This is a genomic window from Enterobacteriaceae bacterium Kacie_13, from assembly GCA_013457415.1.
Lineage (GTDB): Bacteria > Pseudomonadota > Gammaproteobacteria > Enterobacterales > Enterobacteriaceae > Rahnella.
In genome coordinates, this window is sequence record CP045665.1 from 1373939 (window position 1) to 1399456 (window position 25518).

Here is a 25518-nt window from a genome sequence, read left to right on the forward strand (position 1 = left end):
AACCTTTTTTGCATTCCGGGATTAAGAAGTAACAAAATATTTAAGCGCTGAACGCATTTCAGCGCCGCAGATTATTTTACTTCCATCCCTTTGGCTTGCAGATCCGCGTGATAAGAAGAACGCACGAACGGACCGCAGGCTGCATGGGTGAAGCCCATTTCCATCGCAGCTTCTTTCATCTGGTCAAACTCTTCCGGGCTGACGTATCGCTGTACCGGCAAATGGTGACGGCTGGGCTGTAGATACTGGCCGAGCGTCAGCATGGTCACACCGTGGCGGCGCAGGTCACGCATCACTTCGATGATCTCTTCGTTAGTCTCACCTAAGCCGACCATCAGGCCTGATTTGGTAGGCACTTCCGGATGCGCTTCTTTAAAGCGTTGCAGCAGGGTCAGTGACCACTCGTAGTTTGCACCAGGGCGAACCTGACGGTAAACGCGCGGTACGTTTTCCAGGTTGTGGTTGAACACATCCGGCGGCGTCTCGTTGAGAATATCCAAAGCACGATCCATACGACCACGGAAATCCGGCACCAGCGTTTCGATTTTAATCGTCGGGTTTTTGGCACGGATAGCGGCTATACAGTCGGCAAAGTGCTGAGCACCGCCGTCGCGCAGATCATCACGGTCAACCGAGGTGATCACCACATAACGCAGGCCCATATCCGCAATGGTCTGTGCCAGTTTTTCTGGCTCATTCACATCGGGCGCGGTCGGGCGGCCATGCGCGACGTCGCAGAACGGGCAACGGCGGGTACAAATCGCACCGAGGATCATGAAGGTGGCGGTGCCGTGGTTAAAACATTCGGAAAGATTCGGGCAGGCAGCTTCCTCACACACGGAGTGCAAACCGTTCTTGCGCAGCGCCGCTTTGATGCCCTGAATTTTAGTTGAGTCGGCAGGCAATTTGATTTTCATCCATGCCGGCTTACGTAACATTTCCTGCCGGTCGCTGACCACGGTTTTCACCGGGATTAACGCCATCTTATCTGCATCGCGGTATTTAACGCCGCGTTCCATCTGAATCGGTTTACTCATAGTCTTGCAGCTTCCAGGTTTGTCTCTCTTAACTCGAGATTTTTCAGGACATTCAATGAACTGGCTGATTCATCAAAAAAAGTAGAAATAATGCGGAAATTATATCATTGAAGCATCGTTACGTTCAGCCCTTCGTCATGGCCTGAAGTGCTAAATGCTGCATTTTTTTAACTTGGGTCACATCATTTGTGCGCTAATAAGGGCGTTTTTTGAATTCAATACACTGATTTTATTATTACTTTATCCAAATGGCCGAGGGCGGTTGCTTGGTGTTAATAGGGTGTGAATTTTTTTGCGCCGGTAGGGATTTTTCTTGCTGAGTGAAAGCATCACCAATGGCGTCAATGATCTTGCTCAGCGTTTTATCGCTGTTGGTCGCTTTGTTGTAATACATCATCACGGTGTAAGACAGCGTCGGTATTTCGCAGGTGAGTTTCTGCACTTCGAATGTATTGGCAAACATATCCACCAGTTTTTCCGGCAGGATGCCCAGTAAGTCAGTGCTGGCGACCATTGATAGAATATTGATCGCGTTGTAACTGGTGAACACAATCGGCCGGTCGGGCAGGGATTCGCTGAGTTCAAATTGCATCCGTTTCAGATCGCTGGCGTTGGTCATAATGGTGGTTTGCGGCAGCGTCACGGCCTGTTCGGCGCTCAGGGTTTTGTTGAGAATCGGATGATTTTTCCTGCAAACAAACACGGTGCTGTCTGACATCAATGTGATGGCTTTCAGTGACTTATTAAATAACGGGCTGATGTCGATCACTAAATCGGCACGATGCTGAATAAGCGTATCTTCCGGATCATGCAATGGCAAATGTTTGAGCGTGTAGTTGCAGTTAATTTTCTCAAGTTCTTTGAGGATTAGCGGAAAGGTAATCAGTGCAATATAAGGAAAGCAACTGACGGTCAGCACGCGGGATTTATCATTATCGTGCGTGAAGTCCAGCCCGGTCAGAATGGAGCTGAGACCCAGACTGATGTGCTTATGCAGGTTAGTCGCGTAAGCCGTCGGGCTGATGCCCTGACCGTTGCGGATAAACAACGGATCGGGAAACGTATTACGCAATTTCTGAATGGACTGGCTGACCGACGACGGCGTCAGGTTCAGCGCTTTGGCAGCATGAACAATGCCTTTATGCAGATACACCGCTTCAAAAACGGTCAGCAGGTTGAGATCCAGATTACGGAGCTTATTCAGGCTGGCACTAATATCTTTATCATCCATATAACCTTCCTGACAGTGTAAAAGACTGTCCCGACGAGCGGCTGGCCGGGGAGTGCCCTTATCCTTAAGCGATGCAATGCAAAGAGAGACTTAGCGTGATAATAGTAAACCAAATTGCGGCGTAACCCTGTGATTTATCATGACGTTTCCAGAGACATCTCACAAATCAGAGCGTTGCAGCGCCATATTTTTCGATCTGCCAGGGCAAATAATCAACTTGCTGATAATTAAGATGATGATTGAACGCTTTTACCAGTACCGGCATGACCTGATCGATACTCAGCCCAGGTTTTTCAAGGCTGGCCTGGGTCATTTCCAGACCGGCATAGCCGCAGGGATTGATGCGGTGGAAGGGCTCAAGATCCATATCAATATTCAGCGCAAGTCCGTGTAACGAGCAGCCTTTACGGATGCGCAGACCGAGTGAGCAGATTTTTTTGCCATCGACGTACACCCCCGGCGCATCGGCGCGAGGATAAGCGTCGATCGAGAAATGAGCCAGCGTATCGACCACAGTTTGCTCGATTGCGGTCACCAACTGACGCACGCCGAGTTTTTTGCGTTTCAAATCAACCATCACATACATCACCTGCTGACCAGGACCGTGATACGTCACCTGACCGCCGCGGTCACTCTGGATAACAGGAATATCGCCCGGCATTAGCACGTGTTCTGCTTTGCCTGCCTGACCCTGCGTAAAGACGCGATGATGCTCAACCAGCCAGATTTCATCCAGCGCATCTGCTGTACGGTGTTCAGTGAAATGATGCATGGCCAGCGAAACGGGTTCATAAGGCTGAAGACCAAGCTGGCGCAGTACGATACGTTCTTGCGGATTTTGTGATTGCACGGCGGTTACCGTCAGTAGAAGGGAATAAACCGCGCGGCAGGTTTGCTCCCGCGCGGGTCAATCAGAAAGGGCTTACAGCACCATGCGGACAATTTCGATATTGCCGAGCTCATCGTACAAGGTTTCAACCTGATCGATGTGCGTGGCAGTGATCGTAATAGAAACGGAGTGGAAATTCCCTTTGCTGCTCGGTTTTACCTGAGGATTATAGTCGCCAGGCGCATGGCGTTGCACGACTTCCACAACCTGGTCCACCAGCTCGGGTTGTGCCAGGCCCATTACTTTGTAGGTAAAGGAACAAGGGAATTCGAGCAGTTCGTTCAGTTTGGTTTTCATGTGCACTCCAGCGTGTTGTACCGCGTATTAAGTATTGTCTCTGAAAGTATAACTCCCGCCGGAGCGGGAGCTAATATCTATACCCATTATATGGGGACTGTTGCAAACTATTTCAAGCGGGCAACTTAACCAAACCAGTGATGGAACATCAGTTTGATGTAATCCACGATGCGACCGAAGAAACCGCCTTCTTTCACTTCGTTCATCACCACCAGCGGACGCTCATCAATCGTTTTGCCATCCAGCTGGAAGTTGATGGAACCGACCACCTGATTTTTCTGCAACGGTGCGTGCAGTTCTGGTGTATTGAGCACATAGCTGGCTTTCAAATCTTTCATACGGCCACGCGGGATGGTCAGATACGCATCTTTTTCCACGCCCAGTGCGACGCGATCGGTATCACCAAACCACACTGGCTCAGACGCAAACTCTTTGCCTGCTTTCAGCGGGGACACGGTTTCGAAGAAGCGGAAGCCCCAGGTCAGCAGCTTTTTGCTTTCAACTTCACGGCCTTTGTAGGTATGACCGCCCATCACGGCAGAGATCAGACGCATCTGGCCTTCGGTCGCAGAAGCCACCAGATTGTAACCGGCGGATTCAGTATGACCGGTTTTGATGCCATCCACGCTCAGGCTTTGATCCCACAGCAAACCGTTACGGTTCATCTGACGGATATTGTTGAAGGTGAACTCTTTCTCTTTATAGGTGGCGTACTCTTCCGGGACATCACGGATCAGCGCCTGGCCGATCAACGCCATATCACGCGCAGAGCTGTACTGACCTTCCGCATCCAGACCATGAACGGTACCGAAATGGGTATTTTTCAGGCCAAGTGCATTTACGTAGTTGTTCATCATGGCCACGAAAGCGTCCTGACTTCCGGCGACATGGTCAGCCATCGCGACGCAGGCATCGTTACCTGATTGTAAAATAATGCCACGGTTGAGTTCTGACACCGGCACGCGATCGCCAGGTTTCAGGAACATCAGGGAAGAACCTTTGAACACCGGATTGCCGGTTGCCCATGCATCCTGACCGACGGTGACGATGTCTGTCGGGCTGATTTTACCTGCTTTGATGGACTGACCAATAACGTAACTGGTCATCATTTTTGTCAGGCTGGCCGGGTCACGGCGGGCATCGGCATTCATTTCTGCCAGAACTTTGCCGGAGTTGTAGTCGATCAGGACATAGGCTTCAGCATCAATTTGCGGAACACCAGGGATCATTGTTTTTAAATTAACATCGTCGGCATAAGCGGACGCTGCACTGAAGGAGATAACGGTGCCAAATGCGAGGCTTTTGACTAAACGTGAAGTGTTTACAAGTTTCATGATCGGGACAACAACATCCGTAGAAGTAGGTGATAAACGTGCGCCACTATAGCAGAAGAGTCCTGAGTCAGACATCTGCGATTACCGGCGCTTACTGATTTTTACTTATGAAACAGGGCTCACACCCTGTCTCTTAGAATTAATTGCTCGCGGTCACGAACGACTGTTGCTGGGCTTCACTGGCCAGTCGCTGCTGCAACTGAACGGCCTGCTGACGGGTGCTGAAGGGGCCGAGCTGCACGCGGTAAGTGCTGCCATTGGCCTGCACCTTGCCTGGCACCGAGAAACGCTGGCTGAGGCTTTTCTGCCACAGCTGTGCATTCTGGGGATTGCTCAGGGCGCCGACCTGAACCATATAGCCGGAGCCCGAAATTGCCGTCGTGTGGGCAGGTGCCGCAACCGCTGCGGTAGCGGCAACAGGTGCTGCGGTGGCCATTACCGGCGCGGAGACAGGTTCACTGCTTTCCAAAACGCCATTACGTAACGGCGTTGGTGCGCTGAGGAAACCGCCGCTCCCACTGTTGCCTGACATTGTTGTCACCGGTGCGTTGCCGCTTGCGGCTTCATCATTGGTCAGCGGCGCAGCGTTCGGATTACTCAGCGTGCTGTTATCGATCGGGTGGACATCGGAAGTGTTCACCGGCTCGGCCTGCATCGTAGGCGTACCCATATCACTTGCACCCAGGCTTGGGCGAGCGGGCAGCGCGTAAGACTGTTTGGCGACGGTGGTTCCAATAGTACCTGGACCGGTCATGGTGCCGTCCTGTGCGACATTAATGAAATCGATTCGCACTTTGGTACTGTTAGTCAGATTCAGACGGTCTGCAGCGGCCTGCGACAGGTCGATGATTTTGCCCGGAACGTAAGGACCACGGTCATTGACGCGAACCACCAGCATACGGCCAGTCGCCATATTGGTGACGCGCACATAGCTTGGGATCGGCAGCGTAGGGTGTGCGGCGGTCATGGCGGTCGGATCAAATTCTTCCCCAATCGCGGTGGTGTTGCCGCCGTTTTCCTGCCCGTACCAGGCGGCCTGTCCTACCTGCGAGAAGTTGGACGGGTCTTTGACAATTTTATAGGTTTTACCGTTAACGGTATAATCCTGCATCGTACCCTGGTTATAAGGCTCGTAACGCGGATCAGCGCCGCCGATTTCCACCACCGGGCCGTTATAAGCCTGCTGTGGTGCCGGTTGTTGTTGCTGAGTTTCGTCAGTGGCGCAGCCACTTAACAGCAAACCGATAATGACAGCTCCAAGCCACTCCTTACGCATTGCTCACCTCTATAAATTTTTTGACAACATTTTTCGATGAGTATGTATCGACATGACGATACCAAACCCTGCCATTAGCACGATGAGTGCTGACCCGCCATAGCTGACCAGAGGCAAAGGTACCCCAACCACCGGGACAATACCACTGACCATGCCGATGTTAACAAAGACATAAACAAACAGAATCAGCATCAGTCCGCCAGACATGACGCGTCCGAAGGTTGTCTGAGCATGGGCCGCAATCATCAGGCCACGCATGATGAGGCATAAATAGAGGCCGAGCAGCACCAGAACGCCGATCAGACCCAGCTCTTCGGCAAGTACTGCGAAAATAAAGTCAGTATGGCGTTCCGGGAGAAATTCCAGCTGCGACTGGGTGCCGTGCAGCCAGCCTTTGCCGGAGAAACCGCCTGAACCGATGGCGATTTTTGACTGAATAATATGGTAGCCCGCGCCGAGCGGATCGCTCTCCGGATCCAGCAGCATCATCACGCGGTCGCGCTGATAATCGTGCATCAGGAAGAACCACAAAATAGGGATAAAGGCGGCGACCAGAATGGCGGCGACGGCGATCAGTTTCCAGCTCATGCCGGAGAGGAACAGCACGAACAGACCGGACGCGGCGATTAAAATCGACGTGCCCAGATCGGGCTGCGCGGCCACCAGCAGGGTAGGGATGAAGATCAGTGCCAGCGCGATGGCGGTGTTTTTCAGTGAAGGCGGACACACGTCGCGGTTAATAAAGCGCGCGACCATGAGCGGTACGGCGATTTTCGCCAGTTCCGAAGGCTGGAATTTGATGATGCCTAAATCCAGCCAACGCTGTGCGCCTTTGCTGATACTGCCAAACGCATCCACCAACACCAGCAGGAATACGCAGAAGATATACAGATAGGGCGCCCAGCTCTCGTAGACGCGTGGCGGAATTTGCGCCATGACCAGCATGATCACAAGCCCCATCAGGATCTGGCCGACTTTGCGTTCCATCATGCCAAGATCCTGACCACTCGCGCTCCACATCACAAACGCACTGTATGTCAGCAGCGCGAGTATGATCAGCAACATGGTCAGGTCGATGTGCATTTTCGACCACAATGATCTTTTTTGTTGGTTCTCAGTCATTGCCGGTTAATCACCTTCGGTTCCCGGCGGCGCAGGCGCGTCAGCCGGTAATTGTGTCGTGTTGTCGCCCAATAAAATATGGTCGAGTATCTGTCGCGAAATCGTCCCCACTGCTGGACCCGCACCGCCGTTTTCCAGCACCACGGCCACGGCCACGGTAGGCTTGTCATACGGCGCAAAAGAGGTCATCAGTTTATGGTCACGCAGATGCTCTGCAATCTTATGCGCATTATAGATTTCATTGGCTTTCAAACCGTAAACTTGTGCTGTACCGGATTTGGCAGCGGCTTTATAAGGCGCGTCAGCAAAATATTTTCGTGCGGTGCCGTTCGGGCGGTTGGCGACGCCATACATCCCGTCTTTGGCGATTTCCCAATAACCGGAATGAATGTCACCAATCTGCGTGGTGTCTTCCTGACGATATGGCACCTGCTTGCCATCAATTTTGGTACTCAGCAACAGATGCGGCGTTTTGACGTCACCATCATTAATCAGCGTCGTCATTGCCTTCATGATTTGTATTGGCGTGGCAGTCCAGTAACCCTGACCGATGCCCACCGGGATCGTGTCGCCCTGATACCAGGGTTTCTTAAAGCGCTTAAACTTCCAGTCACGGTTTGGCATGTTACCGCTGCGCTCTTCCGACAAATCTATCCCGGTGTAATGCCCGTAACCAAATTTACCCATCCATTCTGATAGGCGGTCGATACCCATATCGTACGCGACCTGATAGAAGAAGGTATCGGCGGATTCCTCAAGGGCTTTGGTGACGTTCAGTCGGCCATGGCCCCAGTGTTTCCAGTCACGATAACGCTTGTCCGAGCCAGGTAACTGCCACCAGCCGGGGTCAAATAATGAGGTGTTTTTGGTGATCACGCCGGATGTCAGCGCAGACACGGAAATATAAGGTTTTACCGTTGATGCAGGCGGATATACGCCCTGCGTGGTGCGGTTGATCAGCGGTTTATCGGCATCATTTAACAGCCGGCTGTAATCCTTGCTGGAAATCCCTTCAACGAACAGATTCGGGTCATAGCTAGGATTGGAGACCAGTGCGCGGATCGCACCATCACGTGGATCGCTCACCACCACGGCCGCACGACTGGTCGTCAGGAGTTCTTCGATATATTGCTGCAAAGGCAAGTCGATAGTCAGGTAAATATCTTTACCTGCCTGCGGCGGCTCTTCGTGCAACTGGCGGATCACCCGACCACGGTTATTGACTTCCACTTCTTCATAGCCTGTTTTGCCGTGAAGCGTGTCTTCGTAATAACGTTCGATACCCAGTTTGCCGATATCGTGTGTGGCGGCGTAGTTGGCCAGAATACCGTCTTTGTCCAGACGCTCCACATCGCGATCGTTAATTTTCGATACATAACCGATGACGTGCGTCAGCGCGGAACCGTAGGGATAATAGCGGCGCTGATAGCCTTTCACTTCGACGCCAGGGAAATGGAACTGGTTCACGGAGAAACGGGCGACCTGTACTTCTGTCAATGCAGTTTTCACTGCAATAGATGTGAAGCGGCGCGAGCGCTGGCGTTCTTTCTTGAAGTTATCGATATCGTCAGGCGTTAAATCGACGATGGGCTTGAGGGCTTCCAGCGTGGCTTGCAAATCATCCACTTTTTCCGGGACCAGCTCGAGCTGATAAATAGTGCGGTTAAGCGCCAGCGGCGTACCGTTTCGGTCGTAGATAATGCCGCGGCTTGGCGCGATTGGCACCAGCTTAATCCGGTTATCATTGGAACGGGTCTGGTAATCCTGAAAACGAACAATTTGCAGGTTATACAGATTGAAGGCCAGGACACCGCTAAGTAGCAGAATGCCGATAAACGCCACCAGTGCACGGCGCACGAAGAGGGCTGATTCAGCCGTATAGTCGCGAAAAGGGTTACGATCTATTTTCATCCCACTACTTAATTCATGTTGCTGACATTCAATTCACCACCCGTTATTCGCGGTGGTATGGATGATTGGTGGTAATACTCCAGGCGCGGTAAAGACTTTCCGCCACCAGGACCCGCACCAGCGGGTGAGGGAGCGTCAACGGAGAGAGCGACCAGCTCTGTTCCGCTGCGGCTTTACAGGCTGGTGCCAGCCCTTCCGGACCGCCAATTAACAGGCTGACGTTACGTCCGTCCTGTTTCCAGCGTTCCAGTTGTTGCGCCAGTTGCGGGGTTTCCCACGGAGTCCCTGGAATATCCAGTGTGACAATACGGTTCCCCTTTCCGACGGCAGCCAGCATCTGTTCGCCTTCCTTTTCAAGGATGCGTTTGATGTCTGCATTCTTCCCGCGCTTCCCGGCCGGAACTTCAGTCAGTTCAAACGGCATATCTTTGGGAAAGCGGTGCAGATAATCGTTAAAACCGGTTTGTACCCAGTCTGGCATTTTGGTGCCGACGGCGACAAGTTGCAGTTTCACGGCTTAGCCCCAGAGTTTCTCGAGCTCGTACAGCTGACGGCTTTCTTCTTGCATGACGTGAACAATCACTTCACCCAGATCAACCACAACCCAGTCGGCTTCATTAATACCTTTAACACCCATTGCATCAATGCCGACGGCTTTTACTTCTTCCACCAGGTGACCGGCGATAGAAACAACGTGACGGCTGGATGTGCCGGTGCAGATAATCATGCAATCAGTAATACTGGATTTACCCACAACATCAATGGCAATGATGTCTTGTGCTTTAAGGTCATCGACTTTATCGATAACAAAATCTTGGAGCGCTTTACCTTGCAAAGGTTCCCCCTGGGGATATTTGAAACACGTTGACTCCATAAGACATCCGCCGGTGTGACACCTGAGCGATAATCGGTCTTATGGAGGAGTGGCATAGCGGCAATCAGAAAACGTCTCAAAGCGTTTAATAATCAATAAATTATATTGATGAATCACGCGACGTTATCGAGAGCCGAAATTTAGCGGCGCAGTATACCACGCGTTGGCTACGCGCGGTACAAGCCCTGTGATTCTATATAGCGCTCAACGGCCTCGGGCAGAAAATCGGAACAATCGAGACCCGCCTTATGACGCTCACGGATTTGTGTCGCTGAAATATTCAGCAATGGTGTATTGGCCTGATAAATGAATCCGGCAGGCTGAAGCCTGAGACTGTCTGCATCAGCGACACGATGCGCATCATACCAACGCTGTAACTCGGGCGTATCGAGTTGCTCGTGATAACCCGGTCGCGCCATAACAATCAGATGGCAAAAATCCAGGAGAGAGCCCCAACGATGCCATTTGTGCAGCGTCAGCAGCGAATCCTGACCGATAATAAACGCCAGCGGGCAACTCCCGCCATGTTCTTTACGTAACGTTGCAAGAGTCTCAATGGTGTACGACGGCGTATCAACGGCAAGTTCACGCGGATCAACAGAAAATAGCGGATTGTCTTCCACCGCCAGTTCCACCATACGCAGGCGTTGTTGCGGGCTTGCGCCGGGCTGCGGGCGGTGCGGCGGAACATTGTTGGGAAGTAATATCACGTGATCCAGACCGGCGTTCAGCGCCAGTTGCGTGACAGGTTTAAGATGGCCGTAATGAATGGGATCAAACGTCCCGCCAAAAAAAGCCAGCAACGAAGCAGTTTCATCTGTGGAACGAGAGGGAATTGTCGGCATGGAAATATCCTGCGTCAGTACGAACCTTGTCCGACGAAGCTGACAGGTAAGGGTTTGCCACACAATAGCATGGAGAGACTTTCCAGCTCCGGCCACACGGACTGGCCGTAATCCTGCTTGAGCGTGATTTCCATTTGCGTCAGCAAACGTACTGCCTGATTAAGATCGGCAAGCGATAAACGCTGCAAGGCCTGGGTTACCAGCGTACGTCTGTTTTGCCAGACTTTTTGCTGATCAAACAACGTGCGCAGCGGCGTGCTGTCCATTTTGCGTTTCAGATTCAGTAACATCAGCAGTTCACGTTGGATTGTGCGCAGCAAAATCACCGGCTCACTGTCTTCCTGTTGCAGCTGACGCAAAATATGCCAGGCACGCTTACTTTTTCCCGCCAACAGGGCGTCCAGCCAGTGATAAGGCGTGAAGTGCGCCGCATCATTCACTGCATCTTCCACGCGCGGCAGCGTCAGTTTGCCATCAGGATAAAGCAGGGACAGGCGTTCAAGTGATTGTGCTAAGGCCAGCAAATTACCTTCGTAGCAATAGCACAGCAGCTGATTCGCCGGTTCATCAAGTTCAAGTGAAAGTTCTTTAGCGCGGCGTGTTACCCAGCGCGGAAGTTGTGCCTGCTCAGGTGTCTGACAGCTGACAAAGACGCTTTTATCACTCAACGCTTTAAACCATGCGCTGTTTTCCTGGCCTTTGGTCAGTTTGGTGCCGCGAAGGACCAGCAAAATGTCATCGTGCAATAGCGTGGTCAGCTTGAGCAGAGGTTCTGCCATCGGCGCAGTCGGGCCATTTTCCGGCAGCGTCAGCGTCAGCGTCTGACGGCTGGCGAACAGACTGAGTGCCTGACAGGTACTGAAAATCGAATCCCATTCAGTGTGGGCGTCGAGAATAAACGTGTAATGCTCCTGAAAATCAGCCAGCTGCGCCGCTTTGCGGATGCTGTCCTGACTTTCCTGCAGAAGCAGAGGGTCGTTACCACATAATATATAACAAGCGCGCAGCCCCTCACGGAGCTGCGCAGCAAGTTGTTCCGGATAAACTCGGATCATTGTACAGAAGTGCTGGCCGGTGCCGTTGATACCGGTGTGGTAACAGACGACGACGGCGTCATTGCATCAGAAGATTTGCTGGCGGAAGAGCCGGTAGTAATCACTTCAACCTTGCCATCCACCTGATCGGCTTTACGCAGCTCAGACGCATGAACCGACAACAGTTTACGGATCAATTGTTGTGCAATCTGCTGGCGCATCTCTTCGCGAATGATCTCCTGTTCGTTATCCTTCGCCAGCGCCGTTAACGGGTTGTCAAAGAATGAACGGAACACGGTGGCATTGATCGGATAAATATCTTTACCCGGCATCAGAACCGTCGCGCTGACACTCATTTGCATCTGATATTCAGCCGTTTTACCGTCCTGGAATACTGATGCAGTGCTTTGACCGCTAGTTTCAGGGCCGATTCGCAGCGATGGAATATCCTTATGCTTACCGGTTGGATCATCAACAATGGTCACATTGCTCAGACGCAACTGAGTACGAATATCACGCGTTAACGGACCGTAAGGATCCCCGCTGTCCAGAACGATAGTTTGCAGTTCGTCAGGCACATTGGTTTTTCCACGTAAGTGGAACCCACAGCCTGCGGTAACCATGACTGATGCTGTCAGCAGCAGTGTCACTATACGATGTCGCACAGCTCCTCCTTGACTCAACCTACTACCAGGTTAAGCAGTTTGCCCGGAACGTAGATTACTTTGCGAACTGTAACCCCATCCAGATATTTAGCGACCAAATGTTCTTCTGCCGCACGCTCGCGCACTTGTTGCTCTGTAGCATCAGCGGCTACGGTGATTTTAGCACGCACTTTACCGTTCACCTGCACAACGACCAGTTTAGAGTCTTCGACCATTGCCTGTTCGTCAGCCAGCGGCCACGGTGCGGTATCCACATCGCCTTCGCCTTTCAGTGCCTGCCAGAGGCTGAAGCACACGTGCGGCGTGAAAGGATAAAGCATGCGAACGACTGCGAGCAGGGCTTCCTGCAGCAGGGCGCGATCTTGTTCGCTTTCCTGCGGCGCACGGCCCAGCTTGTTCATCAGCTCCATCACTGCCGCGATTGCGGTGTTGAAGGTCTGACGACGGCCGATATCATCGGTCACTTTGGCGATGGTTTTATGCACGTCACGACGCAGATCTTTTTGCGCTTCGTTGAGTGCAGCCACGTCGAGGGCAACGGTCGCGCCTTTTTCGGAATGCTCATAGGCCAGTTTCCAGACACGTTTCAGGAAACGGTTTGCACCTTCCACGCCTGATTCCTGCCATTCCAGCGTCATTTCCGCCGGAGAAGCAAACATCATAAACAGACGCACGGTATCCGCGCCGTATTTCTCAACCATGACCTGAGGGTCGATGCCGTTGTTTTTAGATTTGGACATCTTGCTCATACCGGCATACACCAGCTCGCGCCCTTCTGGATCGGTGGCTTTGGTAATACGGCCTTTTTCGTCACGCTCCACGGTTGCATCTACCGGGGAAACCCAGACGCGTTCGCCGCTGTTGCCGGTGTAATAGAAGGCATCAGCCAGAACCATACCCTGACACAGCAAGCGTTTCGCAGGTTCGTCAGAATCGACTAGACCGGCATCGCGCATCAGTTTGTGGAAGAAGCGGAAATACATCAGATGCATAATGGCGTGTTCAATACCACCGACATACTGATCAACCGGCAGCCAGTAGTTGGCTGCAGCCGGATCCAGCATACCTTCGTCGTATTGCGGGCAGGTGTAACGCGCGTAGTACCAGGAAGACTCCATGAAGGTGTCGAAGGTGTCGGTTTCACGCAGGCCAGGCATGCCGTTAACGGTGGTTTTTGCCCACTCAGGATCGGCTTTGATTGGGCTGGTGATTCCGTCCATGACCACATCTTCCGGCAGAATCACCGGCAGTTGATCTTCTGGCGTTGGAATAACGGTACCGTCTTCCAGCGTGATCATCGGGATTGGCGCGCCCCAATAACGCTGACGGGAAACACCCCAGTCACGCAGACGATAGTTCACTTTGCGCTGACCTACGCCCTGCGCGACCAGTTTGTCGGCAATAGCATTAAAGCCATCTTCATGGCTCAGACCGTCATACTCGCCTGAATTGAACAGCGTACCTTTTTCGGTCATGGCTTCTGCCGTAACGTCCGGCTGGTTGCCGTCGAGGGTCAGAATGACAGGTTTAATTTGCAGATTGTATTTGGTGGCGAATTCCCAGTCGCGCTGGTCATGGCCAGGAACGGCCATTACAGCACCTGTGCCGTATTCCATCAGAACGAAGTTAGCGACCCAGACTGGCAGCTTTTCACCGGACAACGGGTGAATTGCATACAAGCCGGTGGCCATGCCTTTTTTCTCCATTGTTGCCATTTCTGCTTCGGCAACTTTGGTATTGCGGCATTCGTCGATGAATTCAGCCAGCGCAGGGTTGTTCTCTGCGCCTTGTTGCGCCAGAGGATGCCCGGCTGCAACGGCAACGTAGGTCGCGCCCATAAAGGTGTCAGGACGGGTGGTGTAAACCGTGACTTTCTCGTCGCTGTCAGCCACGTCAAAAGTGATTTCAACACCTTCAGAGCGGCCAATCCAGTTCCGCTGCATGGTTTTGACCTGCTCTGGCCAGCTTTCCAGCGTGTCCAGATCGTTAAGCAGCTGGTCAGCGTACGCGGTGATTTTGATAAACCACTGTGGAATTTCTTTGCGTTCCACCTTGGTGTCACAACGCCAGCAGCAGCCGTCGATCACCTGTTCGTTCGCGAGAACGGTCAGGTCATGCGGACACCAGTTAACGGCGGAGGTCTTCTTATACACCAGGCCTTTTTCGTACAGCTTGGTAAAGAACCACTGTTCCCAGCGATAGTAATCCGGTTTGCAGGTCGCAATTTCGCGATCCCAGTCATAGCCGAAGCCCAGCAGTTTTAGCTGGTTCTTCATGTATTCGATGTTTTCATACGTCCACGGCGCAGGGGCGGTATTGTTTTTCACCGCAGCACCTTCAGCTGGCAAGCCGAAAGCATCCCAGCCGATTGGCTGCAGAACGTTTTTACCGAGCATGCGCTGATAACGGGAAATCACGTCACCGATGGTGTAGTTGCGCACGTGCCCCATATGGAGGCGGCCTGACGGGTAAGGCAACATGGAGAGACAGTAATATTTCTCCTTGCCAGGCTGTTCGGTAACTTTGAAGGTTTGCTTCTCTTGCCAGTGAAGCTGAACGTGTGACTCGATGTCTTCTGGACGGTATTGCTCTTGCATGGCGGCCGGTGGTCCTGTGAGTGAAAACAGCTACGCCTGTAGCTCAAAAAGTTTTAATCAAAAGATCCGCATAGCATAGCTGATAAGCAGAGGCGGCAACAACACCCAGCGACCAGCTAAGGGGGATTTCTGCCTCCTAATGCCCCATTATTCGCAAACTGCGAAGCAGCCCGGGATAATCTTCACAACGGATCAGGGATTTACGACTAAAATAAAGACAAGAAAACATCTGCCGGGCGAACGGTCATGTCAGTTCAAGGAGAGGAAATAATGAGCAATATTACTCAAAATTACCGTCAGTTAGTGACGTCGCTGACAGAGCGATTGAAAAATGGGGAACGTGATATCAGTGCGCTGGTGCAAGATGCGCGCGTCCGCCTGCAGGACGAAGGTCAGTTGTCTGAAATTCAGATTGAACAGCTCACTTCTGCGGTGCGGCGCGATTTGCATGAGTTTGCCCGCAATTACACGGAGAATCAGCAAGCGGAGAAGGATGACGGCACGGACAGCGTCTTTATGCGGGTCATCAAAGAGAGCCTGTGGAAAGAACTGGCGGATATGACCGACAAAACCCAACTGGAATGGAAAGAGGTCTTTAAAGACGTCAATCATCATGGTGTCTATCACAGCGGCGAAGTCGTGGGATTAGGCAATCTGGTGTGCGAAAACTGCCAATTCAGTCTTGCGGTGTATACGCCGGAAATCCTCAGTAAATGCCCGAAATGCGGTCATACTGAATTTTCCCGTCACGCGTTCGAGCCTTAATTGCAGACGGCCTGCCCCTGCAACAGCCGGGGCAGGCCGATACTTCTTTTATCAGTGCAGGATCTTCGCCAGGAAATCACGGGCGCGATCGGATTGCGGGTTATTGAAGAAGTCGTCTTTGTTACGATCTTCCACAATCTTTCCTTCATCCATGAAAATCACGCGGTTTGCCACTTTACGGGCAAAGCCCATTTCGTGGGTGACAACCATCATTGTCATGCCTTCGTTAGCAAGTTCGACCATCACGTCCAGCACCTCGTTGATCATCTCAGGATCGAGTGCTGACGTTGGTTCATCAAACAGCATGGCGATCGGATCCATACACAACGCACGGGCGATGGCCACACGCTGCTGCTGACCGCCAGAGAGCTGACCGGGGAACTTGTTAGCGTGCGCGGATAATCCCACGCGATCCAGGAGTTTCAGGCCTTTATCTTTGGCTTCGGCTTTATCGCGTTTCAGTACTTTCACCTGCGCCAGCGTCAGATTGTCGATAATTGACAGATGCGGGAACAGTTCGAAATGCTGGAACACCATGCCCACTTTCGCGCGCAACTGTGCCAGATTGGTTTTCTTATCGTTAACCGGCGTTCCGTTAACCAGAATCTCACCTTTCTGTACCGGCTCAAGACCGTTTACGGTTTTAATCAGCGTCGATTTACCTGATCCGGAAGGGCCACACACCACCACAACTTCACCTTTTTTAACTTCGGTGCTGCATTCGGTAAGCACCTGAAAGTGCCCGTACCATTTAGAGACATTCTTCAGTGAAATCATGAAACGGTCCTTTTCTTCAAATAACGCACCAGCAAGGAAGCGGAAAGGCTGATAACAAAATAAATAATTCCTGCAAACAACACCATCTCCACCAGCGTACCGTCACGGTCGCCAATGTTAGAGGCGCTGCGGAAGAAGTCTGCAAGGCCAAGCACGTAAACCAGTGAGGTATCCTGGAACAGAACGATTGCCTGCGTCAGCAGAAGCGGCACCATCGCACGAAAAGCCTGCGGCAAGATAACCAGCTTCATCGATTGCCATTGGGTCATGCCCAGCGCCAGAGCGGCGGAAGACTGTCCGCGAGCGATACTGATGATCCCGGCACGAATAATTTCTGAGTAATAGGCAGCTTCAAACAGCGCAAACGCCACCATTGCGGAAATCAGACGGATATCGGTCTTCGGCGACAGTCCAAGTACTTTTTGCAGAAAGCCCGGCACAATCAGGTAGAACCACAACAGCACCATCACCAGAGGTACGGCGCGGAACAGGTTCACGTAAACCGTTGCAAACCATCTGACCGGGGCGAACGTTGACAGACGCATCACGGCGAGCAACGTGCCCCACAAGATACCGACAACAATCGCCAGTGAGGTTATCTTCAGGGTAATGACCATGCCTTGCCATAGATAGGGCAGGCCGGGGCCAATAGAACTCCAGTCAAATTCATGCATGCTTATTTACCTCCCATGTTGCCCGGCAGGCGGACTTTACGTTCTACAAAGTGCATCAGCAGCATAATCACCGCGTTGATAAGCACGTAGGCGACGGTAATGGCAGTAAATGATTCATACGCATGCGCAGAGTAATCCAGCAATTTACCGGCCTGCGCGGCCATATCGACCAGACCGATGGTCGAGGCGATCGCGGAGTTTTTTACCAGGTTGACCATTTCTGAGGTCATCGGCGGTACGATCACGCGATAGGCATTGGGCAGCAGCACATAGCGGTAGGTCTGAGGCAGAGTCAGCCCCATCGCCAGACCGGCATTACGCTGTCCGCTCGGGAGTGACTGGATCGCGGCACGGACTTGCTCGCACACGCGGGCAGCGGTAAACAGGCCGAGACAAATGACGGAAGAGGTGAAGAACTGCACATTTGGCGCGAGTTCTGATTTAAACCACATGCCGATATTTTCCGGCAGCAGTTCAGGCACCACCAGATACCAGATGAAGAATTGCACAATCAGCGGCACATTACGGAAGAGTTCAACGTAACAGGTACCGATGCCAGAGAGAAAACGGTTGGGAACAGTACGCAGGATACCGAACAGAGAACCGACGAAGAAGGCGATGATCCAGGCGCAAATCGACAGCGCGACCGTGACCTGAAATCCATTCCAAATCCAGCCCAGATAAGTGGTATTACCAAAAGGGGCTTGTTGCAGGAAGATCCCCCAGTTCCAATCTATTGACATAAAAACTCCATGACGCGGGTAATAAACTACCCCTTTGAGTGATGACGTAACCAAAAACGTGGGTGAGTGACGGAAAAAATGCGGGGTGGGGAACGACCACCCCGCATCCGGTCTGCCTGTCCTTTCGGACCATCATCACAAGCTGGTTGGCCAGCCTTTATTTTTAATACCCGGTACTACCCGTCTGCTACTAATAATTACAGTGCTTTGTCGTTTGGTGCTTTGAACAGCGCTTTCATGTCGTCAGACAGTTCAAAGTTCATGTTCAGGTTTTTCGGAGGAATAGGTTTTTTGAACCAGGTCTCAAACCACTTGGTGGCTTCACCGGAGGTCTGCGCCTTCACAATGGTGTCATCAACCAGTTTTTTGAATTCCGCGTCGTCTTTACGCATCATGCAGCCGTAAGCTTCTTTTGACTGTGGTGTGCCGACGATGTCCCAGTTATCCGGTTTTTTAGCTTTCGCACGTTCGCCAGCCAGCAGGGCATCATCCATCATGAACGCAACAGCACGGCCAGTTTCCAGCGTACGGAAGGAGTCACCGTGGTCTTTGGCGCTGATAATGCGCAGATCCAGTTTCTTCTCTTCGTTGAGTTTGTTCAGCAATACTTCAGAGGTCGTCCCGGAAGTCACCACCACGGTTTTGCCTTTCAGGTCAGCAAAATCTTTAATGTCTGACCCTTTTTTGACTAACAGACGGGTGCCGATCACGAAGATAGTGTCTGAGAAAGCCGCTTGTTGCTGGCGCTCCAGATTATTGGTCGTGGAACCACACTCAAAATCGAACGTGCCATTTTGCAGCAGCGGGATACGGTTCTGGGAGGTGATTGGCATCATTTTCACTTGCAGGTTCGGCAGGTCCAGCTTTTTCTTCACGGCGTCAACGATAGCGTTGGAGTAGTCCTGTGAATAACCTACGACTTTCTGTTCGTTGTTGTAATAAGAAAATGGCACCGAGGATTCACGGTGACCCACGACGATAACGCCATTGTCTTTAATTTTCTTCAGAGTGCCGGTCAGTTCTTCCGCGTGGGCAAAGCTGCTTGCGGCAACGCTTGCCAACAGTACTGATAACGCTAATTTGCGCAATTGCATGTCCAACTCCTTGCTGTCATTAGGGATCCAAACTCAGGGATCAGAAAGTGCTAATGCCTCGTCATATGAAGCTAGAAAATAGCTGAATGTGAAATTTATGAAACTACATTGTTTCTTTTTTGAGACGAGACACGCACCAAATCAAAGCAATTAACCGGCTATGCACTACGAGGGTGCATGAGGAATAGCCTTTTTGTATCAAAATGATGCACAGCGTCAAAAAAAATCACTAATCAGATATCTTTCAATTAGATGTAGCAAGACTCATGCCAAATGGCCTGATTTAACCTTGAAGCCAAACAAAAAGTCAGCGCTTAATACCGTCGTTCGATCAATCGGCAGCAGGTAAATGCGGGTTTGAAAGGAAGACGGGAAAAGGGTGCTACAAAAAAGAACAGGCGCCCTGAGGCGCCTGTTCTAACAGCGAAAAAAAGGTGCTCAGGATTTACGGCGGCCGAGCCACAATGCGGCACCTGCCATTACGAAGGTCGCAAACCACACCGGCCACCAGCCGACGCGGGCATATGGCGTCATACCGGTTGTCGGCGTGACTTTAACGTTCAGTACTTCACGGGTGAACTGCGGAATTTCAGCGGTCACGTCGCCCTGAGCATTCACCACGGCGGTAACACCGTTGTTGGTGCTACGCAACAGCGGACGCCCCAGTTCCAGAGAACGCATACGTGCCATCTGGAAATGCTGCCACGGGCCAATCGAATGACCGAACCACGCGTCGTTGGAAATCGTCAGCAGGAAGTTGGTATCGGGTTGCAGGTTATCGCGTACCTGTTCGCCAAATACCACTTCGTAGCAAATCGCGGTAGTGAGATTGAGTCTACTGACAATCAGCGGTTTCTGCACATAATCACCGCTGGTCAGGCCTGACATCGGTAAATCAAAGAACGGTGCAAGTGGGCGCAGAATCGTTTCCAACGGAACAAATTCCCCAAACGGTACCAGATGATGTTTATTAAAACGGTTGTCATCAGGGTAACGATAAGTCTGTTCACCGCCGAGCACTATCGCGCTGTTGTAGACTTTCATGCCTTCTTCGTTGCGGCGGGCATCAATAATGCCGGTCACCAGTTGCGTGCCGTGTGAGCGGTATATGTTGTCCACCATACTCAGGAAAGCCTGCTGATCGGATTCGATATCTGATATCGCCGACTCAGGCCAGATGATCATGCTGGATTTGCCAAGGTACGGGCGGCTGAGATCCAGATAGGTCTGCAAGGCACTTTCCAGCGCTTTCGGATCCCATTTCATCGACTGAGGAATGTTGCCCTGAACCAGTGCCACGTCCACGGCTTTGTCCGGCTGTTCCTGATACCAGTGAACATAGCGCAGCGGCCACGGCAGAAGCAGCATAGCCAGCGCAATCACGCCCGGCGTGATTCGGCGCTGATGAAGAGCATAAACCAGCAGGCCGCTCAGTGAGGTCAGCAGCAATGTAATACCGTTAACGCCGGTTATGGGTGCCAGACCCTTCAGCGGGCCGTCTATCTGGCTGTAGCCAAATTGCAGCCACGGAAATCCGGTCAGTACCCAGCCACGCAGAAAGTCGGTGATTTGCCATAACGCAGGTGCAGCGAGAGCCAGTTTCCACCACGTCGTTTTTGGCCACAGTTTGCTGAACAAACCTGCGAAAAGCATAATGTAAAGCGACAAATACGCTGCCAGCAGCACCACCAGAAACAGGTTGATGGCTTCCGGCATGCCGCCAAACGTCGCGATACTGACGTAGACCCAGTTTACGCCTGAGCCAAATAAACCCATCCCCCAGAAGAAACCGATCCATGCAGACTGGGCAGGGCGGCGGTCTAACGTTAATACCAGCATGCCGCAAAGCGAAACAATCGCCGCAGGCCAGAAGTCATAAGGGGAAAAGGAAAATGTGCCACAGGCACCGAATAAAAGCGCCAGCAGGACGCGAGTCCGCTGGCGTTGGTATAAAGAGGCAATTGCCATGGAGTAATTATTCTTCCAGTATCGGTTGCGGCGCGTCGTCCGGTATTTTTACATGAACCTGAATAATACGGCGGCTGTCGGCCATCGCAACCTTGAACAGGTAACCGTCAATTTCAATGCTTTCGCCACGCGCCGGTAAATGGCCGAACGACTGCATCACCAGACCGCCAATGGTATCGACTTCGTCATCGCTGTAATTGGTCTGGAACACTTCATTGAAGTCTTCGATTGGTGCCAGCGCGCGGACGGTGTAGGTATGGCGGCTGAGCTGGCGGATATCCAGATCCTCAGCTTCGTCATACTCATCATCGATTTCTCCGACAATCAGTTCAAGAATATCTTCGATGGTCACCAGACCGGAAACGCCGCCGAACTCATCGACAACAATCGCCATATGGTAACGCTGGGAGCGGAACTCTTTCAGCATGCGATCGACACGTTTGCTTTCAGGAACCACCACGGCGGTTCTCAGCACCTTATCGATGCTGAATGGTTCAGACGTTGTGCGCATAAACGGCAGCAAGTCTTTGGCCATCAGGATGCCTTCAATGTGATCCTTATCTTCGCTGATCACCGGGAAGCGTGAGTGGGCAGATTCGATGATGACATCGAGGCACTCTTCCAGCGGTTGATTGCGTTTAAGCGTGATCATCTGTGAACGTGGGATCATGATGTCCCGGACGCGCTGCTCGGCGATATCCATCACGCCTTCCAGCATGTCACGGGTATCGGGGTCGATCAGATCGTTTTGTTCTGAGTCACGGATAAGCTCAACCAAATCGCCACGGTTTTTAGGTTCACCGTGGAAAAGCTGGCTGAGGATAAGGGAAAAGAAGCCCTTCTTGGGACTGGGGCTGGGGCTGTCACTATTTTGTGAATGGTCATCGCTCATGGCGTTTGGTTTGTTTTACTCGTAGTAGTGAAAAAATATTTAGCCAGCTTAGTAAACGCGGCGCAAAGGTGAAGTTCCCTTTCGCCGTGTTGCTATTGACTGCGCTAATCTCAGTTATCTTCTTTCTCTGAAATATACGGGTCTGGATAACCCAGCCCCAGCATGATCTCAGTTTCAATCGATTCCATCTCTTCGGCTTCTTCGTCAACGATATGGTCGTACCCCAGCAAATGCAAACTGCCATGGATCACCATATGTGCCCAGTGAGCTGCTAACGCTTTTTCCTGCTCTTTGGCTTCTTTCTCGACGACCTGACGACAAATGATCAGGTCACCCAGCAGCGGCATCTCCATACCCGGAGGCGCTTCGAACGGGAAGGATAACACGTTGGTCGGTTTATCCATGCCACGATACGTCATATTAAGTTCATGGCTTTCAGGGATATCCACCACACGGATGGTTACCTCTGATTCTTCCTGAAACTGTGGAAGGACTGCCACCAGCCAGGTCTGAAAGTCATTTTCTGACGGTAAACCTGCTGCATCTTCGCAGGCAATTTGTAAATCGAGGATTACCGTATTCATTGACTGGCCTGTTGGGAGGAATGGTGTTCATGTTTTCGTTCTGCGGCAATCGCATCACGGCGTTTTTGATCTTCTTCTTCCCAGGCTTCATAGGCGACAACAATACGCGCTACGACAGGGTGGCGAACCACGTCTTCGCTGTGGAAGAAGTTAAAGCTCAATTCTTCAACCGACGATAATACTTCAATTGCATGGCGCAGGCCGGATTTCTGATGGCGCGGCAAATCGATCTGAGTTACGTCACCGGTGATCACCGCTTTGGAGTTAAAACCAATACGGGTCAGGAACATCTTCATCTGTTCAATAGAAGTGTTCTGGCTTTCATCAAGAATAATAAAGGCATCATTGAGTGTGCGACCGCGCATGTAGGCCAGCGGTGCGACTTCAATCACGTTGCGCTCAATCAGCTTTTCTACCTTCTCGAAGCCAAGCATTTCGAACAGGGCGTCATAGAGTGGGCGGAGATACGGGTCTACTTTCTGGCTGAGATCGCCCGGCAGGAACCCGAGTTTCTCACCGGCTTCCACCGCAGGGCGGGTCAGCAGAATGCGACGTACTTCCTGACGCTCCAGCGCATCTACGGCAGCGGCTACCGCCAGATAGGTTTTACCCGTACCCGCAGGCCCAATGCCGAAAGTGATGTCGTGATCAAAAATATTGGCGATGTACTGCGCCTGATTTGGCGTGCGCGGTTTCACCATGCCACGTTTGGTTTTAATGATGACCGACTTGCCGTAATCCGGTACGCTTTCAGCGGTTTGTTCAAGCACCCGGCTTTCTTTAATCGCCAGATGGATTTTTTCGGGATTGATGTCCTGCGTCTCACCGCGCACCGGCGCAGTGTCTACGTATAAGTCACGCAGAATGTCGGCGGCAGCGGAGACAGCCAGACTTTTACCGACCAGTTTAAATGCGTTATCACGACGGTTGATTTCAACGCCCAACCGGCGTTCCAGTTGTTTGATATTGTCATCAAACGGCCCGCACAGGCTCAGCAGGCGCTGATTGTCTTCGGGCTCCAGTAAAATCTCTTGTGTTACAACGTTCAAACTATTCCTCTGGGCCACTCTGGACCTGTTGCGATCTTACCCGGCTGCACACTGTATTCAGCCGTTCACCATACCTGAGTTAATAATACATGCCCTTGGCAAAATATGCTGCGTCCCGGCGTCAGTTGCAGTTACCTTCATCCGAATATGCGGCCTTTCTCGGAAAATTAAACCCTTCAGGCCTCGGCTCTGCACAAATTCTCAAAAGAAACAGGACGCCGAAGCGCCCTGCGAATGTGCTGCCATACATCATTCCGATGGCTCAGGGTTGATACATTCCAACGCCTAATTCATTCTCTTTACGAGTACGGGCGATGACCGACTGCGGCGATTCATGCAGGCGCAGCGACATTTGTTCTTCAGTACGCACCACCACGCCACGCAGTGAATTGGTATATACATCGACGATTTCCACATCGACAAATTTGCCAATCATGTCCGGTGTGCCTTCAAAATTGACCACCCGGTTACACTCAGTGCGGCCGGTCAGCTCCATAATATCCTTTCGTGAGGTGCCTTCTACCAGAATGCGCTGAACGGTTCCCAGCGTTGCGCGGCTGAAACGCATCACCTGTTGCGTGATTCGCTCCTGTAACAGCGCCAGACGCTTTTTCTTCTCGTCCATACCGACGTCATCTACCATGTCCGCCGCCGGTGTGCCCGGACGTGGGGAATAGATAAAACTGAAGCTGACGTCGTAATTCACCTGGGCAATCAAGTCCATCGTGCGTTCGAAATCCTCATTGGTTTCGCCGGGGAAACCAATGATGAAGTCAGAGCTGAAATGAATATCCGGGCGCGCGGTGCGTAATTTGCGAATGGTCGATTTATATTCCAGCACCGTGTGCGGACGCTTCATCATCGTCAGAATGCGATCTGAACCGCTCTGAATAGGCAGGTGCAGAAAGCTAACCACTTCAGGTGTGTCTTTATAAACGTCGATGATATCGTCAGTAAATTCAACCGGATGGCTGGTCGTAAAACGAATGCGGTCAATGCCGTCAATCGTAGCGACCAGACGCAGCAACTCTGCAAAGGTGCAGATGCCGCCTTCAAAGGCTTCGCCGCGATAAGCGTTCACGTTCTGGCCAAGCAGATTCACTTCACGTACGCCCTGGGCCGCCAGTTGCGCGACTTCAAACAGTACGTCATCACACGGGCGGCTGACTTCTTCGCCACGGGTATAAGGCACTACGCAGAAACTGCAATACTTATTGCAACCTTCCATGATTGAGACGAATGCTGTCGGGCCATCGGCGCGGGGTTCCGGCAGACGGTCGAATTTTTCGATTTCCGGGAAGCTGATGTCTACTACCGGGCTGTGCGTGCCGCGGACATGATTAACCATTTCCGGCAGACGGTGCAGTGTTTGCGGCCCGAAAACGATATCGACACAGGGCGCACGTTTACGCAGTAGTTCGCCTTCCTGAGATGCCACGCACCCGCCGACACCAATAATCACGTCCGGATTTTTCTTTTTGAGTAATTTCCAATGGCCAAGCAGGCTGAATACTTTCTCCTGCGCTTTCTCCCTGATTGAACAGGTATTCAGCAGCAAGATATCCGCATCTTCGGCATTATCTGTGAGCTGGTAACCGTGGGTGCTTTCGAGAAGGTCAGCCATTTTGGATGAATCATATTCATTCATCTGGCAGCCCCAGGTTTTTATGTGCAGTTTTTTAGTCATCAGCGTGTCAGTACTCAAAACGGAGGAAAATACGGATGTTTGGCAATGCCGCAGCGCAGAGCGCAATTCAGAAGCACTATTGTAAACCCTCCCTCAGGTGGTGACCAGTGCAGGAAAGCAGCTTAGGTCCTGATGCTGACTCAAAAATCCGGTACACTTTGTTTAATGAACTG

Annotated in this window: 25 protein-coding genes; 2 read left to right on the forward strand and 23 right to left on the reverse strand. The window is 51.8% G+C overall.

Annotated features, from left to right (window positions below):
- Positions 1 to 71: 71 nt before the first annotated feature.
- From lipA to leuS, 14 genes are all read right to left on the reverse strand, one after another.
- Positions 72 to 1037, reverse strand: a complete 966-nt coding sequence (lipA, locus tag GE278_06230) for a lipoyl synthase (protein QLK60389.1) — start codon at positions 1035 to 1037, stop codon at positions 72 to 74.
- 235 nt (positions 1038 to 1272) lie between these two features.
- Positions 1273 to 2268 (reverse strand): DNA-binding transcriptional regulator, encoded by a 996-nt coding sequence (locus GE278_06235; protein ID QLK60390.1) that lies wholly within the window; start codon positions 2266 to 2268, stop codon positions 1273 to 1275.
- 166 nt (positions 2269 to 2434) lie between these two features.
- Positions 2435 to 3118, reverse strand: a complete 684-nt coding sequence (gene lipB, locus GE278_06240) for a lipoyl(octanoyl) transferase LipB (protein QLK60391.1) — start codon at positions 3116 to 3118, stop codon at positions 2435 to 2437.
- Positions 3119 to 3190: 72 nt separating this feature from the next.
- Complete coding sequence (locus GE278_06245) at positions 3191 to 3454, reverse strand: DUF493 family protein (GenBank protein QLK60392.1); 264 nt, start codon at positions 3452 to 3454, stop codon at positions 3191 to 3193.
- 125 nt (positions 3455 to 3579) lie between these two features.
- Complete coding sequence (gene dacA / locus GE278_06250) at positions 3580 to 4788, reverse strand: D-alanyl-D-alanine carboxypeptidase DacA (protein QLK60393.1); 1209 nt, start codon at positions 4786 to 4788, stop codon at positions 3580 to 3582.
- Between the two features lie 139 nt (positions 4789 to 4927).
- Positions 4928 to 6064 carry an endolytic peptidoglycan transglycosylase RlpA gene (rlpA, locus tag GE278_06255; protein QLK60394.1) on the reverse strand — a complete coding sequence of 379 codons (1137 nt, stop codon included), beginning with the start codon at positions 6062 to 6064 and terminating at the stop codon, positions 4928 to 4930.
- Between the two features lie 9 nt (positions 6065 to 6073).
- Positions 6074 to 7186 carry a peptidoglycan glycosyltransferase MrdB gene (gene mrdB / locus GE278_06260; GenBank protein QLK60395.1) on the reverse strand — a complete coding sequence of 371 codons (1113 nt, stop codon included), beginning with the start codon at positions 7184 to 7186 and terminating at the stop codon, positions 6074 to 6076.
- A gap of 6 nt (positions 7187 to 7192) precedes the next feature.
- Positions 7193 to 9097 carry a peptidoglycan DD-transpeptidase MrdA gene (locus GE278_06265; GenBank protein ID QLK60396.1) on the reverse strand — a complete coding sequence of 635 codons (1905 nt, stop codon included), beginning with the start codon at positions 9095 to 9097 and terminating at the stop codon, positions 7193 to 7195.
- A 43-nt stretch (positions 9098 to 9140) separates the two neighbouring features.
- Positions 9141 to 9611, reverse strand: coding sequence for a 23S rRNA (pseudouridine(1915)-N(3))-methyltransferase RlmH (rlmH, locus tag GE278_06270; GenBank protein QLK60397.1), 471 nt, complete (start codon positions 9609 to 9611; stop codon positions 9141 to 9143).
- 3 nt (positions 9612 to 9614) lie between these two features.
- Entirely contained in the window at positions 9615 to 9932 is a 318-nt protein-coding gene (rsfS, locus tag GE278_06275) for a ribosome silencing factor (protein ID QLK60398.1), read from the reverse strand.
- A gap of 206 nt (positions 9933 to 10138) precedes the next feature.
- Positions 10139 to 10816 carry a nicotinate-nucleotide adenylyltransferase gene (nadD, locus tag GE278_06280; GenBank protein ID QLK60399.1) on the reverse strand — a complete coding sequence of 226 codons (678 nt, stop codon included), beginning with the start codon at positions 10814 to 10816 and terminating at the stop codon, positions 10139 to 10141.
- 14 nt (positions 10817 to 10830) lie between these two features.
- Complete coding sequence (holA, locus tag GE278_06285; GenBank protein ID QLK60400.1) at positions 10831 to 11871, reverse strand: DNA polymerase III subunit delta; 1041 nt, start codon at positions 11869 to 11871, stop codon at positions 10831 to 10833.
- On the reverse strand, positions 11868 to 12515 hold the full coding sequence (gene lptE, locus GE278_06290) for an LPS assembly lipoprotein LptE (GenBank protein ID QLK60401.1): 648 nt from the start codon (positions 12513 to 12515) through the stop codon (positions 11868 to 11870). Before lptE ends, holA begins: the two co-directional genes overlap by 4 nt.
- 14 nt (positions 12516 to 12529) lie before the next feature.
- Positions 12530 to 15112, reverse strand: a complete 2583-nt coding sequence (gene leuS / locus GE278_06295; GenBank protein ID QLK60402.1) for a leucine--tRNA ligase — start codon at positions 15110 to 15112, stop codon at positions 12530 to 12532.
- Between the two features lie 270 nt (positions 15113 to 15382).
- On the opposite strand from leuS, the gene GE278_06300 reads away from it, so the two are divergent.
- Positions 15383 to 15877: a zinc ribbon-containing protein gene (locus tag GE278_06300; GenBank protein QLK60403.1), complete on the forward strand. Its 495-nt coding sequence runs from the start codon at positions 15383 to 15385 to the stop codon at positions 15875 to 15877.
- Positions 15878 to 15928: 51 nt separating this feature from the next.
- Here the strand turns inward: GE278_06300 and GE278_06305 are convergent, their stop codons facing one another.
- The 8 genes from GE278_06305 to GE278_06340 form a co-directional block, all read right to left on the reverse strand.
- Positions 15929 to 16654: an ATP-binding cassette domain-containing protein gene (locus GE278_06305; protein ID QLK60404.1), complete on the reverse strand. Its 726-nt coding sequence runs from the start codon at positions 16652 to 16654 to the stop codon at positions 15929 to 15931.
- Complete coding sequence (gene gltK, locus GE278_06310; protein QLK60405.1) at positions 16651 to 17328, reverse strand: glutamate/aspartate ABC transporter permease GltK; 678 nt, start codon at positions 17326 to 17328, stop codon at positions 16651 to 16653. Before gltK ends, GE278_06305 begins: the two co-directional genes overlap by 4 nt.
- Before the next feature lie 2 nt (positions 17329 to 17330).
- Positions 17331 to 18071: an ABC transporter permease subunit gene (locus GE278_06315; protein ID QLK60406.1), complete on the reverse strand. Its 741-nt coding sequence runs from the start codon at positions 18069 to 18071 to the stop codon at positions 17331 to 17333.
- Between the two features lie 197 nt (positions 18072 to 18268).
- Positions 18269 to 19165: a glutamate/aspartate ABC transporter substrate-binding protein gene (locus GE278_06320; protein QLK60407.1), complete on the reverse strand. Its 897-nt coding sequence runs from the start codon at positions 19163 to 19165 to the stop codon at positions 18269 to 18271.
- A gap of 438 nt (positions 19166 to 19603) precedes the next feature.
- Positions 19604 to 21133 (reverse strand): apolipoprotein N-acyltransferase, encoded by a 1530-nt coding sequence (gene lnt, locus GE278_06325; GenBank protein QLK60408.1) that lies wholly within the window; start codon positions 21131 to 21133, stop codon positions 19604 to 19606.
- Between the two features lie 7 nt (positions 21134 to 21140).
- On the reverse strand, positions 21141 to 22025 hold the full coding sequence (gene corC / locus GE278_06330) for a CNNM family magnesium/cobalt transport protein CorC (protein QLK60409.1): 885 nt from the start codon (positions 22023 to 22025) through the stop codon (positions 21141 to 21143).
- Positions 22026 to 22135: 110 nt separating this feature from the next.
- Positions 22136 to 22609 carry an rRNA maturation RNase YbeY gene (gene ybeY, locus GE278_06335; GenBank protein QLK60410.1) on the reverse strand — a complete coding sequence of 158 codons (474 nt, stop codon included), beginning with the start codon at positions 22607 to 22609 and terminating at the stop codon, positions 22136 to 22138.
- The gene (locus GE278_06340; protein ID QLK60411.1) at positions 22606 to 23658 is read right to left on the reverse strand and encodes an AAA family ATPase; all 1053 of its coding nucleotides are present in this window, start codon (positions 23656 to 23658) and stop codon (positions 22606 to 22608) included. Before GE278_06340 ends, ybeY begins: the two co-directional genes overlap by 4 nt.
- An 89-nt stretch (positions 23659 to 23747) precedes the next feature.
- On the opposite strand from GE278_06340, the gene GE278_06345 reads away from it, so the two are divergent.
- The gene (locus tag GE278_06345; protein QLK60412.1) at positions 23748 to 23930 is read left to right on the forward strand and encodes a hypothetical protein; all 183 of its coding nucleotides are present in this window, start codon (positions 23748 to 23750) and stop codon (positions 23928 to 23930) included.
- Here the strand turns inward: GE278_06345 and miaB are convergent.
- Positions 23921 to 25345 (reverse strand): tRNA (N6-isopentenyl adenosine(37)-C2)-methylthiotransferase MiaB, encoded by a 1425-nt coding sequence (gene miaB, locus GE278_06350; GenBank protein ID QLK60413.1) that lies wholly within the window; start codon positions 25343 to 25345, stop codon positions 23921 to 23923. The two genes, GE278_06345 and miaB, sit on opposite strands and share 10 nt — an antisense overlap.
- Positions 25346 to 25518: the final 173 nt, after the last annotated feature.